Below are 18,542 nucleotides of genomic sequence, written 5' to 3'. Positions count from 1 at the left end.
CCTGGCCAAGGTGTCGCGCGGGCTGGGTGAGGCCATGGTCGGCATCAACGTCGAGGACATCGCGCAGCCGCATCGGCTCGCCGAACGCGGCTGGTAGCCGCCACGGTGGCAATCGAGGAGATACTCGATCTCGAGCAACTCGAGGTCGACATCTATCGCGGTGGTGTCTTCAGCCCAGAGTCTGGCTTTCTGCAGCGCACCTTCGGTGGGCATGTAGCGGGCCAGTCTCTGGTGTCGGCCGTGCGCACCGTGGACCCGACGTTCCAGGTGCACTCGCTGCATGGCTACTTCCTGCGGCCCGGCGACGCCAAGGCGCCTGCGGTGTACACCGTCGAGCGGCTGCGTGACGGCGGATCGTTCTGCACCAGGCGGGTCAACGCCATCCAGCACGGTAAGACCATCTTCTCGATGTCGGCGTCGTTCCAGTCGGACCAAAGCGGTATCGAGCACCAGGACGCCATGCCGGCCGCACCGCCGCCGGACGACCTGCCCGGCTTCCGGTCGGGCGGTGCGTTCGACGACGCCGGGTTCGCACAGTTCGCCGAGTGGGACGTCCGCATCGTGCCGCGTGATCAGGTCGCACTGCTGCCGGGCAAGGCCAGCCAGCAGCAGGTGTGGTTCCGGCATAGCGATCCGCTGCCCGACGACCCGGTGCTGCACATCTGTGCGCTGGCCTACATGAGCGATCTGACGCTGCTCGGTTCGGCCCAGGTCAACCATCCCGACGAACGCAAGCACATGATGATCGCCTCGCTCGATCACGCCATGTGGTTCATGCGGCCGTTCCGTGCCGACGAGTGGCTGCTGTACGACCAGTCGTCGCCGTCGGCCTGCGGCGGCCGGGCCCTGACGCAGGGCAAGCTGTTCAACCAGTACGGCGAGATGGTCGCGGCCGTCATGCAGGAGGGGTTGACCCGATATGAGCGTGGCTTCACGCCTCCGCGCACGTGAGTAGCCCACACGTCGGTGTCCTTGCGCTGCAAGGCGATACCCGAGAGCATCTGGCCGCGCTGCGGGAGGCCGGCGCCGAGGCGTCGACCGTGCGGCGGCTGGCCGAGCTGGAGGCCGTCGACGCGCTGGTCATCCCCGGTGGCGAGTCCACGACGATGAGTCACCTGCTGCGAGAGCTGAATCTGCTCGAGCCGTTGCGCAGCCGGCTGGCGGACGGCATGCCGGCTTACGGATCGTGTGCCGGAATGATCCTGCTGGCCACCGAGATCAACGACGCGGGCGTGCCAGGCCGTGAGGCACTTCCGCTGGCAGGCATCGATATGACGGTGCGGCGCAACGCCTTCGGGCGTCAGATCGACTCATTCGAGCAGGATGTCGAGTTCGAGGGTCTGGACGATACGGTGCACGCCGTGTTCATCCGGGCGCCGTGGGTCGAGCGCGTCGGACCCGATGTGCAGGTGCTGGCCAGCGCGGCCGGACACCCGGTGGCGGTGCGTCAGGGTCGCGTGATTGCGACGGCGTTCCATCCCGAGGTCACCGGTGACCGTCGCGTGCACAAGCTGTTCGTCGCCTCCCTCTAGCGATTTCGGCGCGGTTTCGTTCGCTGAGCGCTCCAAAACGCGCCGAAATCGCGGTCAGGGGAGGGACGGCCTCGAGGAAGCCCATCGGGGCGCCGAGGTCCTGGATCTGGCGGGGGTAGGGCGAGGCGGCGATCAGGGCGGGGAAGCGGCCGCTCGCGTCTGGGCGGTGGACGTCGGCCATGAGCGAGACGCCGTCACGCACGGGAACCGCGACGTTGATGTCGTGTCGAATGCCGTGCTCCGGCGCGCTGAGATTGCGGTATTCGCGGCCGGTGGTCTGAGGCCCGTTCAGGGTGTTCCGCGACATGAGTCTCACGGTAGGTTGAAACTAGTCTCAACGCAACGTGAAACTCTGCTAGGGTTGTGCACATGCCGAAGAGGCCGCCTCCCGGTCCGCGTGACGAACGCGGTGTGCTGTCAGCGCGCATCCTCACCGCGGCGCGCGGCGAGTTTGCCCACCATGGCTGGGCTGGTACGACGATTCGGGCGATCGCGCGCGGTGCCGACGTTGACCCCGCGCTCGTCTACCACTACTTCGGCTCGAAGGAAGCGTTGCTCGACGCCGCGACCGAGCCACCGCAGCGATGGCTCGACAGCGTCGCTGCGACCTGGTCGACACCGCAAGATGAGTTGGGCGCGGCACTGGTACGGCTCATGTTGGGTGCCTGGGCCGATGAGGAGATCGGGCCCGTCCTGCGGGCGGTTCTGGTGACCGCGGCGCATGACGAGTCGACGCGCGGGAAGCTGCGTCGCATCGTCGAGGCCGGCCTGATGGGTGTCTCGCAGCTCGGTGTGGACGAACGGGACCGATTGGTTCGCAGCGGGCTGATCTCGTCGCAGATCATGGGCCTGGCGATGATGCGCTATGTGTGGGCCATCGAACCAATCGCGTCGATGAGCGACGACGATCTTGTCGCGGCGGTCGCGCCGAATCTGCAGCACTATGTCGATGGCGACCTCGGCTGAGCATTCCGACACTGCCGATCGCCGAGGTACTGCGGGTGCGGCGCGAACGCCCACGTAGACTCGACGCTCTGACTTCGCAGTAGACAAGAAGAGGTATCAACTGCATGAGCGGCCATTCCAAGTGGGCGACCACCAAGCACCAGAAGGCCGTCAAGGATGCGCGACGCGGCAAGGAATTCGCCCGACTGATCAAGAACATCGAGGTCGCGGCGCGTACCGGCGGCGGCGACCCGACGGGCAACCCCACGCTGTACGACGCCATTCAGAAGGCCAAGAAGACGTCGGTGCCCAACGACAACATCGAGCGCGCCCGCAAGCGCGGTGCCGGTGAAGAGGCCGGCGGCGCGGACTGGCAGACCATCACCTACGAGGGTTACGGCCCCAACGGCGTCGCGATCCTCATCGAGTGCCTGACCGATAACCGCAACCGCGCGGCCGGTGAGGTCCGCGTGGCGATGACTCGCAACGGCGGCAACATGGCCGACCCGGGATCGGTGGCCTACCTGTTCACCCGCAAGGGCATCGTGACGCTGCAGAAGAACGGCCTGACCGAGGACGACGTGCTCACGGCGGTCCTCGAGGCCGGCGCGGAGGACGTCAATGATCTCGGCGAGGCCTTCGAGATCATCTCCGAGCCCACCGATCTCGTGGCGGTGCGAACCGCGCTGCAGGACGCCGGTATCGACTACGACTCCGCCGAGGCCAGCTTCCAGCCCTCGGTCACCGTGCCCGTCGATCTCGAGGGTGCCCGCAAGGTGCTCAAGCTGATCGACGCGCTCGAGGACAGCGATGATGTGCAGGACGTCTTCTCCAACGTCGACATCCCCGACGACGTCGCCGCTGCGCTCGACGAGGACTGAACCCCGCGGGTCATCTCATGTTGCGAGAGGCCGCTTTTCGCGTGACGCGGTCAGGAACGCGCCGATCTCGCGGGCGGTCTGCTCGGGCTGATCGAGCATGATCAGCACCTTGGCGTCGTCGACATAGCGCAGCGTCCCGCCGGTGAGTTCCGCCAGCCGAGACGCGTGTGCCTGCGGCATCACCCGATTGTGGCTCCACAACATGAGCACGTCACCGTCGAAGTCCGCGAGCCTCTCGGTCGCGCGGATGAGGTCGTGCTTCACCATCTTCGTGCGTGAGTACTTCAGCAGGTCGCGCCGGATCCGCACGTCGGCGATGCCAGGTGCCGTCCACGCCTCCATCACGTCCTGGGGGATCGGCTTGGCCGCCATCATGCCCCACATGAAGAACCGGTTGCGCAGCCAGCCGATGCGCATCTGCTGCAACGCCAGTTTCACGGTGCCCGTGGTCCGGGTGCCCGCCCAGACGACCTTGCCGGGGAGGCCCGGCGGGAAGTTGTCGAATGCCTCCGATGGGCAGATCACCATTCGGCCGACGCGGTCGTCGCGGCCAAGGTCGGTGAGGAAGATCGGGCCACCCCAGTCCGTCACCACCAGAGTGACATCGGTGAGGTCGAGGGCATCGAGGAAGTCGGCCAGGATGTGAACCATGCCGGGCATCGTCAGGTCGGCGTCGTCGTTCATCGGCCTTCGATGACCGCCAATCGGCAGCACCGGGAGCACGTAGCGGAACCCCTCCGGCAACAGCGGCAGCGCTCGGCTCCACTGCGACTCATTCATCAGCAGTCCGTGCAGCAGAACCACCGGCGGGCCAGCCGGATCGCCCGCATCGAGATACTCAAGCGTGCCTGCCGCGACATCGACGGATCTCATCGGACCTCCATTAGAACTAGTATTCTAGAACGTATGCTCTAGTGTGGCTGCAGGAGGCGACGATGGCAAGGTCCACCAGGGAAGCGATCCTGACCGCGACGGCGGAACTGATGCGGCACCGTGGTTACGGGGCCGTCGGCATGAAGGACGTCGTTGCGGCGGCCGGCGCCCCGATCGGCTCGCTCTATCACCACTTTCCCGGTGGCAAGCTCCAGATCGCACGCGAAGCGCTGGTCGACGCGGGTGTGGCATACGGACTGCTGATCCCCACGCTCGTCGACCCGCACGACGATCTCGGTGAGGCGATCGACGCTGTCTTCGTCCAGGCCGCCGAGGACATGTCGACGACGGGCTACGCCAACATGTGTCCGGTGGCCAGCGTCGCGGCTGAGATTGCCGACACCGTCGAGGAACTGCGTACCGCCTCGGCGGGAATCTTCACGGCATGGCTCGACGGCGGCACCGAGTACTTCGTCGCCCGGGGGCTCGAACGTGACGTGGCCCGGCAGGTCACCGTCGCCGTGGTGAGCGGCCTAGAGGGCGCTTTCGTGCTGGCGCGCACCCTGCGCGACACCGAACCACTGCTGGCCGTCGGGCGCACGCTTGCCGCGCCATATCGCGGCGTCGCACTGGGTGTCCGTGTCTCGGCGCCGGTTGGCGGCTGACGTCAGCCGCGTCCGTTGGACCTGACGAGGTCGTCCTCGACGTCATCGGCGCGCTCATCGAACGCCTTGGCACGCTCGTCGGCCTCGGGGCTTCCGGAGAACAGGCTCGCGGCAACGCGTTTGGTCTCACCGTCGCCGTCGCGCCGGATGTGGGGCTCGGCCGCCGGTGTCGAGGGTTCGATGCGCTGCGTGGGGACGACGCCGCCCGTGCGCTGCACCCAATCGACCATGCCCTCGCGCACGGCGCATCGAAGGTCGAACAACGCGCCCGCGTTCGGGGCGCTGACCACGATCCGCACGCGCACCACACCGCCGATCGCGTCGGTCACCTGCAGCACGCCGCGCCGGCCGTCCCACTGGTCGCTCGAGGCAAGCAGGCGGTCGAGTTCGGCGCGCATATCGTGGAACGGGACCGAGAAGTCGACATCGAACTCGACGGTGCCCATGATCTCGGTGGCGCTGCGCGTCCAGTTCTCGAACGGTGTGGTGGTGAAGTAGGTGCACGGGAGTACCAGTCGCCGCTCATCCCACAGCCTGACGACGACGTAGGTGAGCGTGATCTCCTCGATGCGGCCCCACCAGCGGCCCTCCTCGAGTTCGACGACATCGCCCACCCGGATCGCGCCCGAGAACGCGATCTGCATGCCGGCGAACACCGCTCCGAGCGAGGTCTGCGCGGCAAGGCCTGCGACCACGGACAGCACACCGGCCGAGGCGAACAGTGTGGTGCCGATATCGGAGAACGCCGGGAACGTCATGAAGATCGCCGCAATGCCGAGCACCACCACGATGGCGGTGGCGAGACGTCGCAGCACCGTCACCTGGGTCCGCAGCCGTCGCCACTGGCGGTCGGCGTCGGTGATCTCGGCGTTGTCACCGCCGCCGTAGCGGGTGATGATCCGGCGCTCGGCGACCTCCACCAGGCTGATCAGCAGCCAGGTCATCGTCGCGATGAGGAGGATCAGCAGGCTGTGATCGACCCACCCGCGCCAGCCATCCACCTGGTCGGAGGTGCGCTGAACTGCAATCGTGGCGGCGAACACCATGAACGCGGCGCGCAGCGGTCTGCGCGTCAGTTCTGCGATATCGCGTACCAGCGCGCTGCGGCGCCCGAGGCGGGCGAGCACCCAGGTGAGAATCAGTCCCAGCAGGTAGGCGGCCACCACGGCACCGCAGACCCAGGCCAGCGTGACGGCGAGATTCGTTGCGGACTCGAGATCGGTCTCGGCGGGCATCGAGTGAGTTCAGCTCCCAGGGATCGGGGTCGGGTCCCCATCGACGGTAGCCGCGTCCGCAGCCGACGTCACATCGGCACGGTGGTGGCGTGTCCCTGCCCGGCAGCGTCGCCCCCGGCGGTTAGGCTATCGAACAGCTGTTCTAGAGATGGAGGAGATCGCGTGCGTGTGATGGGCGTCGACCCGGGCTTGACCCGTTGCGGGCTGTCCGTCATCGAGAGTGGGCGCGGGCGCCAGGTCACCGCCCTCGACGTCGACGTGGTCCGCACTCCCTCCGATCAACCGCTGCACAGGCGCCTGCTCACCATCAGTGACACCGTCGAGCACTGGATGGACACCCACCTGCCCGACGTCGTCGCGATCGAGCGAGTTTTCGCGAACCAGAACGCGCCCACTGCCATGGGCACCGCGCAGGCCGGGGGAGTGATCGCGCTCGCCGCCGCCAAGCGGGATATCGACGTGCACTTCCACACGCCGAGCGAGGTGAAGGCCGCGGTTACCGGCAACGGGAGGGCCGACAAGGATCAGGTCACCACGATGGTGACGAGAATCCTTGCGCTACAGAGCAAACCGACACCGGCCGACGCTGCCGACGCGCTGGCGCTGGCGATCTGTCACTGTTGGAGGGCCCCGATGATCGCGCGGATGGCGGCGGCCGAGGCCATGGCCGCCGAGCAGAAACGCAAGTACAAGGCCAAGCTCAAGGCCGCCCCCGCGCGGATGTCGGGGAGCGCGACGTGATCGCCTCGGTGCGTGGTGAGGTCGTTGACATCGCCCTCGATCACACGGTGATCGAGGCCGCGGGCGTCGGCTACAAGGTCATGGCGACACCGTCCACACTGGCCACGCTGCGGCGTGGAACCGAGGCCAGGCTCATCATCGCGATGATCGTGCGCGAGGACTCGATGACGCTGTACGGGTTCGCCGACGGTGACGCGCGGGACCTGTTCAGCACGCTTCTCGGCGTCTCCGGGGTGGGTCCGAAGATCGCGCTGGCGACGCTGGCGGTCTACGACGCGCAGGCCCTGCGGCAGGCCCTCGCCGACGGCGATGTCACCGCCCTGACGCGAGTTCCGGGGATAGGCAAGCGCGGCGCCGAGCGCATGGTGTTGGAGCTTCGCGACAAGATCGGCCCCGTGACGCCCGGTGGTGTCGCGCTGGCCGGGGGACGTGCCATTCGTGGTCCCGTTGTGGACGCGCTCGTCGGGCTCGGCTTCGCCGCCAAGCAGGCCGAGGAGGCCACCGACAAGGTGCTGGCCGGTGATCCCGATGCGACGACGCAGAGCGCGCTGCGTGCCGCCCTATCGATGCTGGGCAGGAAATGAGCCGGTTCGACGGTGACGACGACGGCGCGGCCGAGGATCTCGAGCGCGACGTCTCACCCGCGCTCACAGTGGGCGAGGGGGATATCGACGCGAGCCTGCGGCCCCGCTCGCTGAATGAGTTCATCGGCCAGCCGCGCGTCCGCGAGCAGCTGCAACTCGTCCTCGAGGGCGCCAAGAATCGTGGCGGCACACCGGATCACATCCTGCTGTCGGGGCCGCCGGGACTGGGCAAGACATCGCTGGCGATGATCATCGCCGCAGAGTTGGGCACCGCCCTTCGCGTGACGTCGGGTCCGGCGCTCGAGCGTGCAGGAGATCTCGCCGCGATGCTGTCCAACCTCGTCGAGCACGACGTTCTGTTCATCGACGAGATCCACCGCATCGCGCGCCCCGCCGAGGAAATGCTGTACCTCGCGATGGAGGACTTCCGTGTCGACGTCGTCGTCGGCAAGGGCCCGGGGGCGACGTCGATCCCGCTCGAGGTCGCCCCGTTCACACTCGTCGGCGCAACGACTCGCTCGGGCGCACTGACCGGTCCGCTGCGTGACCGGTTCGGGTTCACCGCCCACATGGACTTCTATGAGCCAGCCGAACTCGAACGCGTGCTGCTGCGGTCGGCGGGCATCCTCGGCATCGAACTGGGTGCCGAGGCCGGATCGGAGATCGCCCGACGGTCGCGGGGGACGCCGCGTATCGCCAACCGGCTGCTACGCCGTGTCCGTGACTACGCCGAGGTACGTGCCGACGGCGTCATCACAACCGATATCGCGAAGCTGGCGCTCGAGGTGTACGACGTCGACGATCTCGGCCTGGACCGCCTGGACCGCGCGGTGCTGGCCGCCCTGATCCGCAGCTTCGGTGGCGGCCCGGTGGGGGTGTCGACCCTCGCGGTCGCTGTCGGCGAAGAGGCCACGACCGTCGAGGAGGTGTGCGAACCTTTCCTGGTGCGCGCCGGGATGATCGCCCGCACACCGCGCGGAAGGGTCGCCACCAGCCAGGCCTGGCGGCACTTGGGACTGACACCGCCGAGCGGGGTCGGCGGGCTGGGGCAACCCGGTCTCTTCGAGTAGTCGGCCCTTTGCGCGGTCGGCCACTTGGAACACTAGGGAGTACCGGAATGGGTCTTGGGGCGATGGTTATCGCGGCGCTCGTGTTCGCATCGCTGGCGGCCGTGCTGCACGTCTACATCTTTGTGCTGGAGTCGTTCCGATGGACGGCGCCGAGCACCCGCGCGACGTTCGGCACCACAGTGGAGGAAGCCGAGACCACCAAACTCCTGGCGTTCAACCAGGGGTTCTACAACCTCTTCCTGGCGGTCGTCATCGGAGTGGGCGTGGGATTCATGATCTCCGGCGGTATCCCGGTCGGCGCCGCCTTGGTCTTCGCGGGTGCGGGGTCGATGTTGGCGGCAGCGCTGGTGCTGTTGGTGTCGGCGCCAGACAAGCTGCGTGCCGTGATCGTCCAGGGGACGTTTCCGTTGGTGGCCGTGGTGCTTCTGGCCATCGGGTTGTCCGCGTAGGCGTCCTCGAAGTACGCATCGCGGTCCTGTCCGGCGACGAAAACCTGGTCGCCCCCAGCACGTTTGGCGGTGTACATCGCCCGGTCGGCCGACTCGACGAGTCCCTGGATGAAGGCGCGGACCCCGCCCTCGGGAACGCGGCGCGGGGCGGCTGTCGCCACACCGACGCTCGCCGTGACATTCCAGGGTGTCTGCGCGATCTCGCGCCGCAGTCGCTCGGCGAGACCCGATGCGGTCTGCGGACCGCCGATCAGGCCCACGACGAATTCCTCGCCACCGATGCGGCCGATGACGGAGTCTCCGCGGCGGGTTCGGCGGAGGATGTCGGCGACGGCGATCAGGGTTTGGTCACCTGCCGCGTGGCCCGCGGTGTCATTCACCCGCTTGAAGGCATCCAGGTCGATCATCACGACGCCCAGAACCGACGAGCGGTTGTTCATCGACTCGCCGGCCAGCACCCTCATCGACCTGTAGAAACCACGGCGGTTGGGTAGCTCTGTCAGCGGATCGGTGTCGGATTTCAGCGCGTCGCTGCCGAGGAAATGTACGAGAACTTGCGCAGAGTAAGGCACAGCCAAAAGGCCGACGGCAAGGACCAGCAATTTGCTGATCGCTCCGAACGGGTCCCAGTCGGCACCGATCTGGACGGCGCATATCGTGGCAGTCCCCAATGCCAGGACCAACGTGAACGCCAGTGCCCGACTGGTGTGAAAGAACGCCGCGTATCCGGCGAGCGCGGCGAACGCAGTGCATATCTGCAAACCGGAACTCGGCGAGGATTGGGAGAGACTCGAAACTGCGACGCAGACACTCGCGGTGGCGATGAACACGATGGACTGGCGCCGGGTTGGCCACTGAGTCGTCCACAGCACCGCCATGATGGCGCACATCGCGGCAACGACTATGGACAGAATCCGGGTCGTCGCATTCTGCGGGCCCGACGGACTCCACAGCATCAAGGTGGGTACGGCGCCGAGTGCCAGCACGCAGCCAGCCACCAAGAACTGGGTGAAGCGTTGCAGATCGCGAGCCGCGAGATAACCGGACAGCCATTCATGGTGGTCGGGTTGCCGCCACCAACGGCTAATCCAGTCCACGTGATGTGCTCGCTCTTCGTTGATCGTCGACCCGACCGCTTTGGAGTGGCGGGCGATAAAACCTGACCCCCGCAATGACATGACGCAACGACACGAGGAGCCCCCTCCCGATAGTACAAAACGCCAAGTCTATTTGCTGGTCATCCTTGGAATTCAGCGGATGACGGGCAACGCGCAGCTGGGTGTTACGCGCCCCGCCAATATCTCCACCGCCGCGGTCGGATCGGGCACGGCGATCAGTACGGCACGCGTCGCCTCGACTGCCCCCGTCGACGGTCCGACACCTCCGACGGCATCCACCAGGTCGAGCAGGTGCACCGTTGCCTCCACCAGCGCGACATCGGCCACGGCGGCCAGGGTCGCGCTGCCGACCACGGGATAGGAGATCGTTGACCGACCGGGCAGCGTCACCGCCCGTGCGGCGCGGGCGCAGTCGTTGAATCTCGTGACGGCGTCCGCCGGGCGAAGAGTGACGGCCTCGGAGAGGGCCGTCTGCGCCAGATCGTCTGCAGTCGTGTGTGCGACTCCGCCGGGGGCGTTGAATGTCCGCAGCATCGAGGCGCCGTCGCCGACCGCTGCGTCGGTATTGAGGAGATGGTCGTCGATGTGGTCGAACAGGCTCAGTTCGGGGCAGGCGTGGGCAACGAGAGCGTGAACGTCCCACGGTGTGCATCGCGTGGGAGCAGACCACTGTTCGGATGTCAGATCCGAGCAACAGCGTGCCCAGCGTTCCCAGGTGTCGGCGAGGAGGTCCCGTGTCGTGTCGTCGATGGCGCGCACGGCGTCGAGGCTACCCAGCAGCCGCAACCGTCCAGATCGTCGCAGGTTAGAGGTGAGGCGCCCGAGGGTATGCCCTGTGCGACAAAGGAGACATCATGAACGACCTCGAGAGAACCAGCGTTGACGGACGCCGCCAAGGCGGGCGGCTTCGGATGCCCCGCAGCCGTGGTGCGGCGAGCGGACTACTGCTGATCCTGCTGGGACTGTGGGGTGCGGCAGTACCGTTCGTCGGCCCTTCATTCGACTTCTCCTACAGCCTCGGGCAGGAGTGGTCGGCAGGCCGGGGGTGGCTGCAGGTGTTGCCCGGCGCGGTCGCCGCGATCGGCGGTCTCCTCCTACTCGTATCGCGCAACAGGGCCACCGCGATGCTCGGCGGCTGGCTTGCGGTCGTGGCGGGTGCGTGGTTCGTCGTGGGGCGGGCGTTCGCGGGGCCGTTGAACCTGGGAGACGTGGGTACACCCGTCGCCACAACCGAGACCAAGCGCGTGTGGTTGGAGCTGACCCAGTTCTACGGTTTGGGCGCGCTGATCGTGTTTCTGGGCGGACTTGCCCTGGGCCGGTTGTCGATTCGGTCGGTGCGTGATGTCGAGTACGGGCATCGGCCTATCGCGACCGCCGACCGGACCGATGTGCGGACAGGCCGGACCGACGCGATGACCGATGCCTCGAACGAAGTCACAACGCCCGTCGCGCATGAGCCCGCCGAGCGCCGCTCGGGGTGGCGCGGTCGGCTGACTGGCCACCGCAGGCACCGTCCGACGGCGGTTTAGCCGAGGAGCCGCGATGGTCTGGACGTTGCCCGAGGAGTTCGCGACCGACGGCGGAACCATCCGCTGGGCCTGGATTGACAATGCAGGCCACCTCCTGCAGGAGGATGCGCCCGCACAGCTGCGAGCCCATCTCCTTGCCGGCTTCGCCTCTGCCAAGATCACCCGGTAGTCGGCACGCCGCTCGACGAGGCCGCTATCCCGTGTAGACCATGACGTGCTTGATCCGGGTGTAGTCCTCGAGCCCGTACATCGACAGGTCCTTGCCGTGGCCGGAGGACTTGAAACCGCCGTGGGGCATCTCGGCGACGAGCGGGATGTGGGTGTTGATCCACACGCAGCCGAAGTCCAGTGAGTTGGACATCCGGATCGCCCGTGACACGTCCTTGGTCCACACCGAGGACGCCAGGCCGTACTCGACACCGTTCGCCCACGTGAGTGCCTCGTCCTCATCGCTGAACGACTGCACGGTGATGACCGGGCCAAAGATCTCGTTCTGGATCATCCGGTCGTCCTGGTGCAGGCCGCTGACGACCGTCGGTTCGACGTAGAAACCCTTGTCGCCCTGACGATTTCCGCCAGCTGCCACGGTCGCATGCGCCGGTACGTCGGTGAAGAACGACAGGACGCGATCCAGCTGGTTGGCGTTGTTCACCGGCGGCACCCACGCGTCCTCGTCATCGGCCGCCCTGTCGAACGTCGTGGTCGCGCCTCTGGCCTGCTCGGCCAGCGCGGCGGTCAGGTCACCGACGATCGATGCGTGCGCCAGCACGCGGGTCGCCGCGGTGCAGTCCTGCCCGGCGTTGAAGTACCCGGCGGTCGCGATACCCTCGGCGGCCGCGGCGATATCGGCGTCGGCGAACACGACCACCGGGGCCTTGCCGCCGAGTTCCAGGTGTGTGCGCTTCAGGTGCCCGCCGGCACTGACCGCGACCGCTCGACCCGCCGCCACCGAACCGGTGATCGACACCATCTCCGGTGTGGGGTGCGCGACGACGGCCGCGCCCGTGACGCGGTCACCCGCCACGACGTTAAGCACGCCGGGCGGCAGGTGCCTCGATGCGAGTTCGGCCAGCATCACCGTGGTGACCGGCGTCGTGTCGCTGGGCTTGATCACGACGGTGTTGCCGGCGGCGATTGCGGGACAGAACTTCCAGATCGCCATCATCATCGGGTAGTTCCACGGGGCCACCTGGCCGACCACGCCGACCGGTTCGCGTCGGATCCACGAGGTGTGGTCCGTCATGTACTCGCCGGCCGACTTGCCCTCGAGAACCCTTGCGGCACCGGCGAAGAAGCGGATCTGGTCGACCATGGGCGGGATTTCCTCGGCCATGGTGACGTGATTGGGCTTGCCGGTGTTGCGGCCCTCGGCGGCGACGAGGTCGGCGGCGGCCGCCTCGACGTCGTCGGCGAAGGCGAGTAGCGCCTTCTGCCGGGCTGCGGGAGTGGTGCGCTTCCAGTCCTTGAACGCCGTCGCCGCGGCCTCATAGGCGTTGTCGACATCCTGTGCGTTCGACACCGGTGCGGTGCCGTACGTCTCGCCGGTGGTCGGGTCGACAAGAGGCATCGTGGCTCCGCTGACGGAGTCGACAAGGTTTCCGCCGATGAAGTTCTGCACGGTGGTCATGAGATGTGAATCCCCTTCCGGGTGAGGTGATCAGAGATCGGAGAGCAGCTGCGCCAGGATGTCGAGACCCTCGTTGAGAAGGTCGTCGCTGATGGCCAGCGGCGGGAGGAAGCGCAGGACGTTTCCGTAGGTGCCGCACGACAGCACGATGACGCCCGCCGCGTGCGCGCCCGCACACAACGCCTTGGTCAGCTCGGCGTCGGGTTCGAGGGTGCCCGGCTTGACGAGTTCGACGGCGATCATCGCGCCCCGACCGCGTACGTCGCCGATCCGGTCGTCGTCGGCCTGCAGGGCGTCGAGCCGGCCCTTCATGAGGGTTTCAATCTCCTTGGCGCGAGCGACCAGCCCGTCAGACTCGATGGTCGCGATGGTCGCCAATGCCGCGGCACACGCGATGGGATTGCCGCCGTAGGTGCCGCCGAGGCCACTGACGTGCGGAGCGTCCATGATCTCGGCGCGACCGGTGACAGCCGACAATGGCAGGCCGTCGGCGATGCCCTTCGCGGTGACGATGAGATCCGGGTCGATGCCCTCGTGTTCGCAGGCGAACATCGCGCCGGTGCGGGCGAAACCGGTCTGCACCTCATCGGCGATGAAGACGACACCGTTGGCGCGACACCACTGCAGCAGGGTGGACAGGAAGCCCTCGGCGGGAACGATGAAGCCGCCCTCGCCCTGGATCGGCTCGATGATCACGGCGGCCAGGTTGTCGGCGCCGACCTGCTTGTCGATGATGCTCAGGGCCCGGCGCGCGGCGAGTTCACCGTCGGTGGCCAGTTCCTTGCCGAACTCGGCGTCGCGGAACGGATAGGACAGTGGAGCCCGGTAGATCTCGGGCGCGAACGGGCCGAAGCCGTGCTTGTAGGGCATCGACTTCGCCGTCAGCGCCATGGTCAGGTTGGTGCGCCCGTGATACGCATGATCGAACGCCACCACGGCCTGCTTATGGGTGTACGCGCGGGCGATCTTGACCGCGTTCTCGACGGCCTCCGAGCCGGAGTTGAACAGCGCCGAACGCTTCTCGCCGGCCACTGGGGTCAGTCTGTTGAGGTGTTCGCAGACCGCGACGTACTCCTCATACGGCGTGACCATGAAGCAGGTGTGGGTGAAGTCGGCCGCCTGGGCGGAGACGGCTTCGACCACTCGGGGGGAGGCGTTGCCGATGGTGGTGACCGCGATCCCCGAGCCCAGATCGATCAATCGGTTGCCATCGACGTCCTCGACGATTCCGCCACCCGCACGCGCCGCGTACACCGGCATCGTGGTGCCCACGCCCCTGGCAACGGCGGCGCCCTTGCGTTCGATGAGGGCCGAGGACTTCGGGCCGGGGATTGCGGTGGCGAGGTGACGGCTCTGTTCCAACGTCTTTGGGGTTGTCACGTCTGATACTCCAGTTCGCAGTGCTCTTGCGAGGGGGGGATTATGGGGAACGGTCGGTGCGCGGCCAACGGAGGCGGGCGCCCCGCGACGTCCGTGTGCCAGCCTAGTCGGCCGACCGCGATGCACAACCGTAATAGTCGTCATGAGTCGTCATCGGGTGCGGATTCGGTATCAAACCGGGTCGATCACCACGCATTCGGTTGTCGCGACGCGTCGAGGGGAGCGGGACCGGCGTGTGCGATTCTCTCCAGTGGTGTCGGATTCCGCTGGGATCTGCGGTGATGGCACACTAGAAGTTCAAGCGGGCCTGTGACTGTCTGTCAGGGCGCGACACGCATGACTGACACGAAAGACAATTCTGAGATGGACCTCGTCGTCTTCCTTCCGCTGCTCATCATCCTTGGCGCATTCATGTTCTTCGCCTCGCGCCGCCAGAAGAAGGCGATGCAGGCGACGATCGACCTGCACGAGTCGCTGACCGTGGGCGACCGCGTCCACACCACGTCTGGCCTGCAGGCCACCATCACCGACGTCTCCGACGACACCGTCGATCTCGAGATCGCGCCGGGTGTTGTGACCACCTGGATGAAGCTCGCCGTGCGCGACCGTATCGAGGCCGATGATGAGTACGACGAGGACGACACCGAGACCGATGAGTACGCCGATGACGTCGCAGATGTGACCACCGGCACCGAGGCCACGGCCGATCCGAATCAGATCAAGAAAGACTGACAGCGGAGCACTCAGCCCCACCACGTACCCTTTGCGGTGCTGACGCACGACCTGAGGAGATTCAAGCAACGTGGCATCGACTTCTTCGCCGGTGCACCCGTACCGCTACCTGACGCTCTTCCTGGTCCTTCTGATCGGTGCTTTCTCGCTGGTGTTCTTCACCGGTGACAAGCAGGCCAAGCCAAAACTCGGCATCGATCTGCAGGGCGGGACCCGTGTCACGCTGACGGCACGCACACCCGACGGCTCACCGCCCACTCGTGAGGCGCTGACCCAGGCCCAACAGATCATCGGCGACCGCGTCGACGGTCTGGGCGTCTCGGGTTCCGAGGTGGTTATCGACGGCGAGAACCTGGTCATCACCGTGCCCGGTGACGACAGCAGCGAGGCGCGCAACCTCGGACAGACGGCACGGCTCTATATTCGGCCCGTCATTCACGTGATCCCGGCGCAGAGTCAGACACCTCCGCCCGCAGAGGCGCCAGCCGGCGGAGTTCCGGGTATGCCGGGAGCACCGGGCATGCCCGGCGCGCCGGGCGCCCCGGGGGTGCCGCCGTTGTTCGCACCAGCCGAACCGGAGGCACCGATCGTGCCGCCGCGACCAGGCGAACCGGTGCTGCCGGGCGCCGCTGAGGCGCCAGCACCCGCACCTGAACCAGCACCGCAACCGCGGCCCTTCCCCGAGGAGCCGGCGCCGACCCCGCCGCCGACACCAGCACCCGATGCCCCGCCGGCTGAGGCCCCGCCTGCCGGCGGCACGCCGCCTCCGGCAGCACCGCCGGCACCACCTGCGCCCGCACCGGGCTCACGGGAGGCCAAGGCGCAGCAGATCTCCGACGAGAAGGCGCTGCGTCAGAGCACCGAACAGCAGATCCAGCTGTTGGCGCTGCAGTTCCAGGCCACCCGGTGCAACGACGAGGATGTGCTGGCAGGCAACGACGATCCCAACCTGCCGCTCGTCACGTGCTCGGAGGACCACACCCAGGTCTATCTGCTGGACAAGTCGATCATCAGCGGTGAGGGCATCAAGAACGCGAGTTCCGGCCTGGACACGCAGCGCGGCGAGTACGTCGTCGACCTCGAGTTCAAGAGTGACGCCGCCAACGTGTGGGCCGACTTCACCGCAGCCAACGTCGGCACCCAGACGGCGTTCACGCTCGACTCGCAGGTGGTCAGTGCACCCGCGATCAACGAGCCCATCCCCGGTGGCAACACCCAGATCACCGGCCAGTTCACCCAGAGTTCGGCGAAAGAACTCGCCAACGTCCTCAAGTACGGCTCGCTGCCGCTGTCATTCGAGTCATCGGAGGCCGAAACCGTCTCCGCGACACTCGGTTTGACGTCGCTGCGTGCCGGTCTGCTCGCGGGTGCGATAGGCCTCGGTCTGGTGCTGTTGTACTCATTGCTCTATTACCGAGTGCTGGGCCTGCTCACAGCGTTGTCGCTCATCCTTGCGGGTGCGATGGTCTTCGCGATCCTGGTTCTGCTGGGGCGTTACATCAACTACACGCTGGACCTCGCGGGTATCGCGGGTCTGATCATCGGCATCGGCACCACCGCGGACTCGTTCGTGGTGTTCTTCGAGCGCATCAAGGACGAGATCCGAGAGGGCCGCTCCTACCGGTCGGCCGTGCCACGCGGTTGGGCACGCGCCCGCAAGACGATTCTGTCGGGCAACGCGGTCACGTTCATCGCCGCCGCGGTGCTCTACGTCCTGGCCGTCGGACAGGTGAAGGGCTTCGCGTTCACGCTCGGCCTTACCACCATCCTCGACGTCGTCGTGGTGTTCCTGGTGACCTGGCCGCTGGTGTACCTGTCGTCGAAGACGGCGCTGCTCGCCAAGCCGTCGATGAACGGCCTTGGCGCGGTTCAGCAGATCGCGCGCGAACGACGGGCCGCGGCGGCATCGACGGGAGAGCGGTAACGACATGGCCAAACACGAGCAACCCCTGGACACGGATGCCGACGTCGTCCCGACGGGCGAGGAGCTGACGGCCGCGACGTCGACAGCGCCCCAGCATGGTTTCTTCATCCGGCTCTACACCGGCACCGGCGCATTCAATGTCGTCGGCAAGCGCAATCTGTGGTACGGGATCAGCGGTGCGATCATGGCCATCGCGATCATCAGCATCGTGGTGCGTGGCTTCACCTTCGGTATCGACTTCGAGGGCGGCACCAAGGTGTCGCTGCCCGCGCAGGGCTCGCACGGACAGGTGACGACCGAACAGGTCGAGACCGTGTTCAGCAAGACGATCGGTGAGGCCCCCGAGTCAGTGGTCACCGTCGGCACCGGCGACTCCGCCACGGTGCAGATCCGTTCCGAGGCACTCACCAACGATCAGACCGAGGACCTGCGGACGGCGTTGTTCGACGCCTTCCAGCCCAAGGGCGCCGACGGACAGCCCAGCAAGCAGTCGATCAGCGACTCGGCGGTGTCGGAGACGTGGGGTGGCCAGATCACCAAGAAGGCGCTCATCGCGCTGGTGGTCTTCCTCGCGATCGTCACGGTCTACATCACGCTGCGCTACGAGCGCTACATGGCGGCTGCGGCGATGGCGTCACTGGTCTTCGACCTCGTCGTCACGGCGGGCGTGTACTCGATCGTCGGGTTCGAGGTCACCCCTGCCACGGTGATCGGGCTGCTGACCATCCTCGGTTTCTCGATCTATGACACGGTCATCGTGTTCGACAAGGTCGAGGAGAACACCCACGGCTTCGAGCACACCACCAGGCGCACGTTCGCCGAGCAGGCCAACCTGGCGATCAACCAGACCTTCATGCGGTCGATCAACACCAGTGTTATCTCGGTACTGCCGATCCTGGCGCTCATCGTCGTCGCGGTCTGGCTGCTGGGTGTGGGAACCCTGCAGGACCTCGCCCTCGTGCAGTTGGTCGGCGTCATCGTCGGTACGTACTCGTCGATCTTCTTCGCGACGCCGCTTCTGGTGACCCTGCGTGAGCGGACCGAACTGGTGCGCAACCACACTCGCAAGGTGATGAACCGGCGCAAGGGCGTGTCGGCGAAGGCTGCCGCCGGTGAGGAGACCGGATCACCGGAAGCGGTCGCCGTGACAGCGTCCGCCCCCGCGGCCATTGCACCTGACAAGCCCGCACCCGGAGCCAAGCCGATCCGCCCCACCGGTCGACCGTCGGGTAAGCGGACTCCCAGGCAGTAGGTCGC

At 66.8% G+C, this 18,542-nt stretch carries 19 protein-coding genes and 3 pseudogenes; 15 read left to right on the top strand and 7 right to left on the bottom strand.

The window, feature by feature from the left end:
• The 3 genes and pseudogenes from ABIA65_RS16640 to pdxT all read left to right on the top strand — a co-directional run.
• Positions 1–97 (top strand): annotated as a pseudogene (locus tag ABIA65_RS16640) (pyridoxal 5'-phosphate synthase lyase subunit PdxS); the annotation flags it as partial.
• Positions 98–105: 8 nt separating this feature from the next.
• The gene (gene tesB / locus ABIA65_RS16635; protein ID WP_241399364.1) at positions 106–951 is read left to right on the top strand and encodes an acyl-CoA thioesterase II; all 846 of its coding nucleotides are present in this window, start codon (positions 106–108) and stop codon (positions 949–951) included.
• Entirely contained in the window at positions 948–1,532 is a 585-nt protein-coding gene (gene pdxT, locus ABIA65_RS16630) for a pyridoxal 5'-phosphate synthase glutaminase subunit PdxT (protein ID WP_241399363.1), read from the top strand. The genes tesB and pdxT overlap by 4 nt, the downstream gene beginning before the upstream one ends.
• A gap of 67 nt (positions 1,533–1,599) precedes the next feature.
• Here pdxT and ABIA65_RS16625 read toward each other — a convergent pair.
• Positions 1,600–1,839: pseudogene (locus tag ABIA65_RS16625) on the bottom strand (CocE/NonD family hydrolase); the annotation flags it as partial.
• A gap of 62 nt (positions 1,840–1,901) precedes the next feature.
• Here ABIA65_RS16625 and ABIA65_RS16620 point away from each other — a divergent pair.
• Positions 1,902–2,498, top strand: coding sequence for a TetR/AcrR family transcriptional regulator (locus ABIA65_RS16620; protein ID WP_354524211.1), 597 nt, complete (start codon positions 1,902–1,904; stop codon positions 2,496–2,498).
• Between the two features lie 104 nt (positions 2,499–2,602).
• Complete coding sequence (locus ABIA65_RS16615; protein ID WP_241399361.1) at positions 2,603–3,358, top strand: YebC/PmpR family DNA-binding transcriptional regulator; 756 nt, start codon at positions 2,603–2,605, stop codon at positions 3,356–3,358.
• 15 nt (positions 3,359–3,373) lie between these two features.
• On the opposite strand, the gene ABIA65_RS16610 is transcribed toward ABIA65_RS16615, so the two are convergent.
• Positions 3,374–4,231: an alpha/beta fold hydrolase gene (locus ABIA65_RS16610; RefSeq protein ID WP_354524210.1), complete on the bottom strand. Its 858-nt coding sequence runs from the start codon at positions 4,229–4,231 to the stop codon at positions 3,374–3,376.
• A 62-nt stretch (positions 4,232–4,293) separates the two neighbouring features.
• Here ABIA65_RS16610 and ABIA65_RS16605 point away from each other — a divergent pair, with 62 nt between their 5' ends.
• Complete coding sequence (locus ABIA65_RS16605; RefSeq protein ID WP_354524209.1) at positions 4,294–4,896, top strand: TetR/AcrR family transcriptional regulator; 603 nt, start codon at positions 4,294–4,296, stop codon at positions 4,894–4,896.
• 2 nt (positions 4,897–4,898) lie between these two features.
• Here ABIA65_RS16605 and ABIA65_RS16600 read toward each other — a convergent pair whose 3' ends face one another.
• On the bottom strand, positions 4,899–6,131 hold the full coding sequence (locus tag ABIA65_RS16600; protein ID WP_354524208.1) for a mechanosensitive ion channel family protein: 1,233 nt from the start codon (positions 6,129–6,131) through the stop codon (positions 4,899–4,901).
• Positions 6,132–6,293: 162 nt separating this feature from the next.
• On the opposite strand from ABIA65_RS16600, the gene ruvC reads away from it, so the two are divergent.
• From ruvC to ABIA65_RS16580, 4 genes are all read left to right on the top strand, one after another.
• Positions 6,294–6,872 (top strand): crossover junction endodeoxyribonuclease RuvC, encoded by a 579-nt coding sequence (gene ruvC / locus ABIA65_RS16595; RefSeq protein ID WP_241399357.1) that lies wholly within the window; start codon positions 6,294–6,296, stop codon positions 6,870–6,872.
• Positions 6,869–7,456, top strand: coding sequence for a Holliday junction branch migration protein RuvA (gene ruvA, locus ABIA65_RS16590; protein ID WP_354524207.1), 588 nt, complete (start codon positions 6,869–6,871; stop codon positions 7,454–7,456). The genes ruvC and ruvA overlap by 4 nt, the downstream gene beginning before the upstream one ends.
• The gene (gene ruvB / locus ABIA65_RS16585) at positions 7,453–8,526 is read left to right on the top strand and encodes a Holliday junction branch migration DNA helicase RuvB (RefSeq protein WP_354524206.1); all 1,074 of its coding nucleotides are present in this window, start codon (positions 7,453–7,455) and stop codon (positions 8,524–8,526) included. Before ruvA ends, ruvB begins: the two co-directional genes overlap by 4 nt.
• Positions 8,527–8,588: 62 nt before the next feature.
• Positions 8,589–8,975 carry a DUF1304 domain-containing protein gene (locus ABIA65_RS16580; RefSeq protein ID WP_241405700.1) on the top strand — a complete coding sequence of 129 codons (387 nt, stop codon included), beginning with the start codon at positions 8,589–8,591 and terminating at the stop codon, positions 8,973–8,975.
• A gap of 47 nt (positions 8,976–9,022) precedes the next feature.
• Here ABIA65_RS16580 and ABIA65_RS16575 read toward each other — a convergent pair.
• Both ABIA65_RS16575 and ABIA65_RS16570 read right to left on the bottom strand, forming a co-directional pair.
• A pseudogene (locus ABIA65_RS16575) lies at positions 9,023–9,853 on the bottom strand (GGDEF domain-containing protein); the annotation flags it as partial.
• 372 nt (positions 9,854–10,225) lie between these two features.
• On the bottom strand, positions 10,226–10,852 hold the full coding sequence (locus ABIA65_RS16570; protein ID WP_354524205.1) for a maleylpyruvate isomerase N-terminal domain-containing protein: 627 nt from the start codon (positions 10,850–10,852) through the stop codon (positions 10,226–10,228).
• Between the two features lie 95 nt (positions 10,853–10,947).
• On the opposite strand from ABIA65_RS16570, the gene ABIA65_RS16565 reads away from it, so the two are divergent.
• Positions 10,948–11,622 carry a hypothetical protein gene (locus ABIA65_RS16565; RefSeq protein ID WP_354524204.1) on the top strand — a complete coding sequence of 225 codons (675 nt, stop codon included), beginning with the start codon at positions 10,948–10,950 and terminating at the stop codon, positions 11,620–11,622.
• Between the two features lie 13 nt (positions 11,623–11,635).
• The gene (locus ABIA65_RS16560; protein WP_354524203.1) at positions 11,636–11,791 is read left to right on the top strand and encodes a hypothetical protein; all 156 of its coding nucleotides are present in this window, start codon (positions 11,636–11,638) and stop codon (positions 11,789–11,791) included.
• Between the two features lie 24 nt (positions 11,792–11,815).
• On the opposite strand, the gene ABIA65_RS16555 is transcribed toward ABIA65_RS16560, so the two are convergent.
• Both ABIA65_RS16555 and gabT read right to left on the bottom strand, forming a co-directional pair.
• Positions 11,816–13,249 (bottom strand): aminobutyraldehyde dehydrogenase, encoded by a 1,434-nt coding sequence (locus ABIA65_RS16555; protein WP_241399351.1) that lies wholly within the window; start codon positions 13,247–13,249, stop codon positions 11,816–11,818.
• A gap of 30 nt (positions 13,250–13,279) precedes the next feature.
• Positions 13,280–14,629: a 4-aminobutyrate--2-oxoglutarate transaminase gene (gene gabT, locus ABIA65_RS16550; protein ID WP_354524202.1), complete on the bottom strand. Its 1,350-nt coding sequence runs from the start codon at positions 14,627–14,629 to the stop codon at positions 13,280–13,282.
• A 363-nt stretch (positions 14,630–14,992) separates the two neighbouring features.
• Here gabT and yajC point away from each other — a divergent pair, with 363 nt between their 5' ends.
• The 3 genes from yajC (at position 14,993) to secF (ending at position 18,537) form a co-directional block, all read left to right on the top strand.
• The gene (gene yajC, locus ABIA65_RS16545) at positions 14,993–15,361 is read left to right on the top strand and encodes a preprotein translocase subunit YajC (RefSeq protein WP_241405699.1); all 369 of its coding nucleotides are present in this window, start codon (positions 14,993–14,995) and stop codon (positions 15,359–15,361) included.
• 70 nt (positions 15,362–15,431) lie between these two features.
• Positions 15,432–17,285, top strand: a complete 1,854-nt coding sequence (secD, locus tag ABIA65_RS16540) for a protein translocase subunit SecD (RefSeq protein ID WP_241399349.1) — start codon at positions 15,432–15,434, stop codon at positions 17,283–17,285.
• A gap of 4 nt (positions 17,286–17,289) precedes the next feature.
• Entirely contained in the window at positions 17,290–18,537 is a 1,248-nt protein-coding gene (secF, locus tag ABIA65_RS16535) for a protein translocase subunit SecF (protein WP_354524201.1), read from the top strand.
• Positions 18,538–18,542 lie beyond the last annotated feature (5 nt).

This window comes from Mycolicibacterium sp. 624, assembly GCF_040548615.1.
GTDB lineage: Bacteria > Actinomycetota > Actinomycetes > Mycobacteriales > Mycobacteriaceae > Mycobacterium.
Note: the sequence above shows the minus strand (reverse complement) of the source record. Positions and strands in the feature narration are given on the sequence as shown.

What these genes read in the sequence shown, in the direction of transcription:
- ABIA65_RS16620 (WP_354524211.1), top strand. Translation starts at nt 1,902, where the DNA reads ATGCCGAAGAGGCCGCCTCCCGGTCCGCGTGACGAACGCGGTGTGCTG.
- ABIA65_RS16615 (WP_241399361.1), top strand. Translation starts at nt 2,603, where the DNA reads ATGAGCGGCCATTCCAAGTGGGCGACCACCAAGCACCAGAAGGCCGTC.
- ABIA65_RS16610 (WP_354524210.1), bottom strand. Translation starts at nt 4,231, where the DNA reads ATGAGATCCGTCGATGTCGCGGCAGGCACGCTTGAGTATCTCGATGCG.
- ABIA65_RS16605 (WP_354524209.1), top strand. Translation starts at nt 4,294, where the DNA reads ATGGCAAGGTCCACCAGGGAAGCGATCCTGACCGCGACGGCGGAACTG.
- ABIA65_RS16600 (WP_354524208.1), bottom strand. Translation starts at nt 6,131, where the DNA reads ATGCCCGCCGAGACCGATCTCGAGTCCGCAACGAATCTCGCCGTCACG.
- ruvB (WP_354524206.1), top strand. Translation starts at nt 7,453, where the DNA reads ATGAGCCGGTTCGACGGTGACGACGACGGCGCGGCCGAGGATCTCGAG.
- ABIA65_RS16580 (WP_241405700.1), top strand. Translation starts at nt 8,589, where the DNA reads ATGGTTATCGCGGCGCTCGTGTTCGCATCGCTGGCGGCCGTGCTGCAC.
- ABIA65_RS16565 (WP_354524204.1), top strand. Translation starts at nt 10,948, where the DNA reads ATGAACGACCTCGAGAGAACCAGCGTTGACGGACGCCGCCAAGGCGGG.
- ABIA65_RS16560 (WP_354524203.1), top strand. Translation starts at nt 11,636, where the DNA reads ATGGTCTGGACGTTGCCCGAGGAGTTCGCGACCGACGGCGGAACCATC.
- ABIA65_RS16555 (WP_241399351.1), bottom strand. Translation starts at nt 13,249, where the DNA reads ATGACCACCGTGCAGAACTTCATCGGCGGAAACCTTGTCGACTCCGTC.
- yajC (WP_241405699.1), top strand. Translation starts at nt 14,993, where the DNA reads ATGGACCTCGTCGTCTTCCTTCCGCTGCTCATCATCCTTGGCGCATTC.
- secF (WP_354524201.1), top strand. Translation starts at nt 17,290, where the DNA reads ATGGCCAAACACGAGCAACCCCTGGACACGGATGCCGACGTCGTCCCG.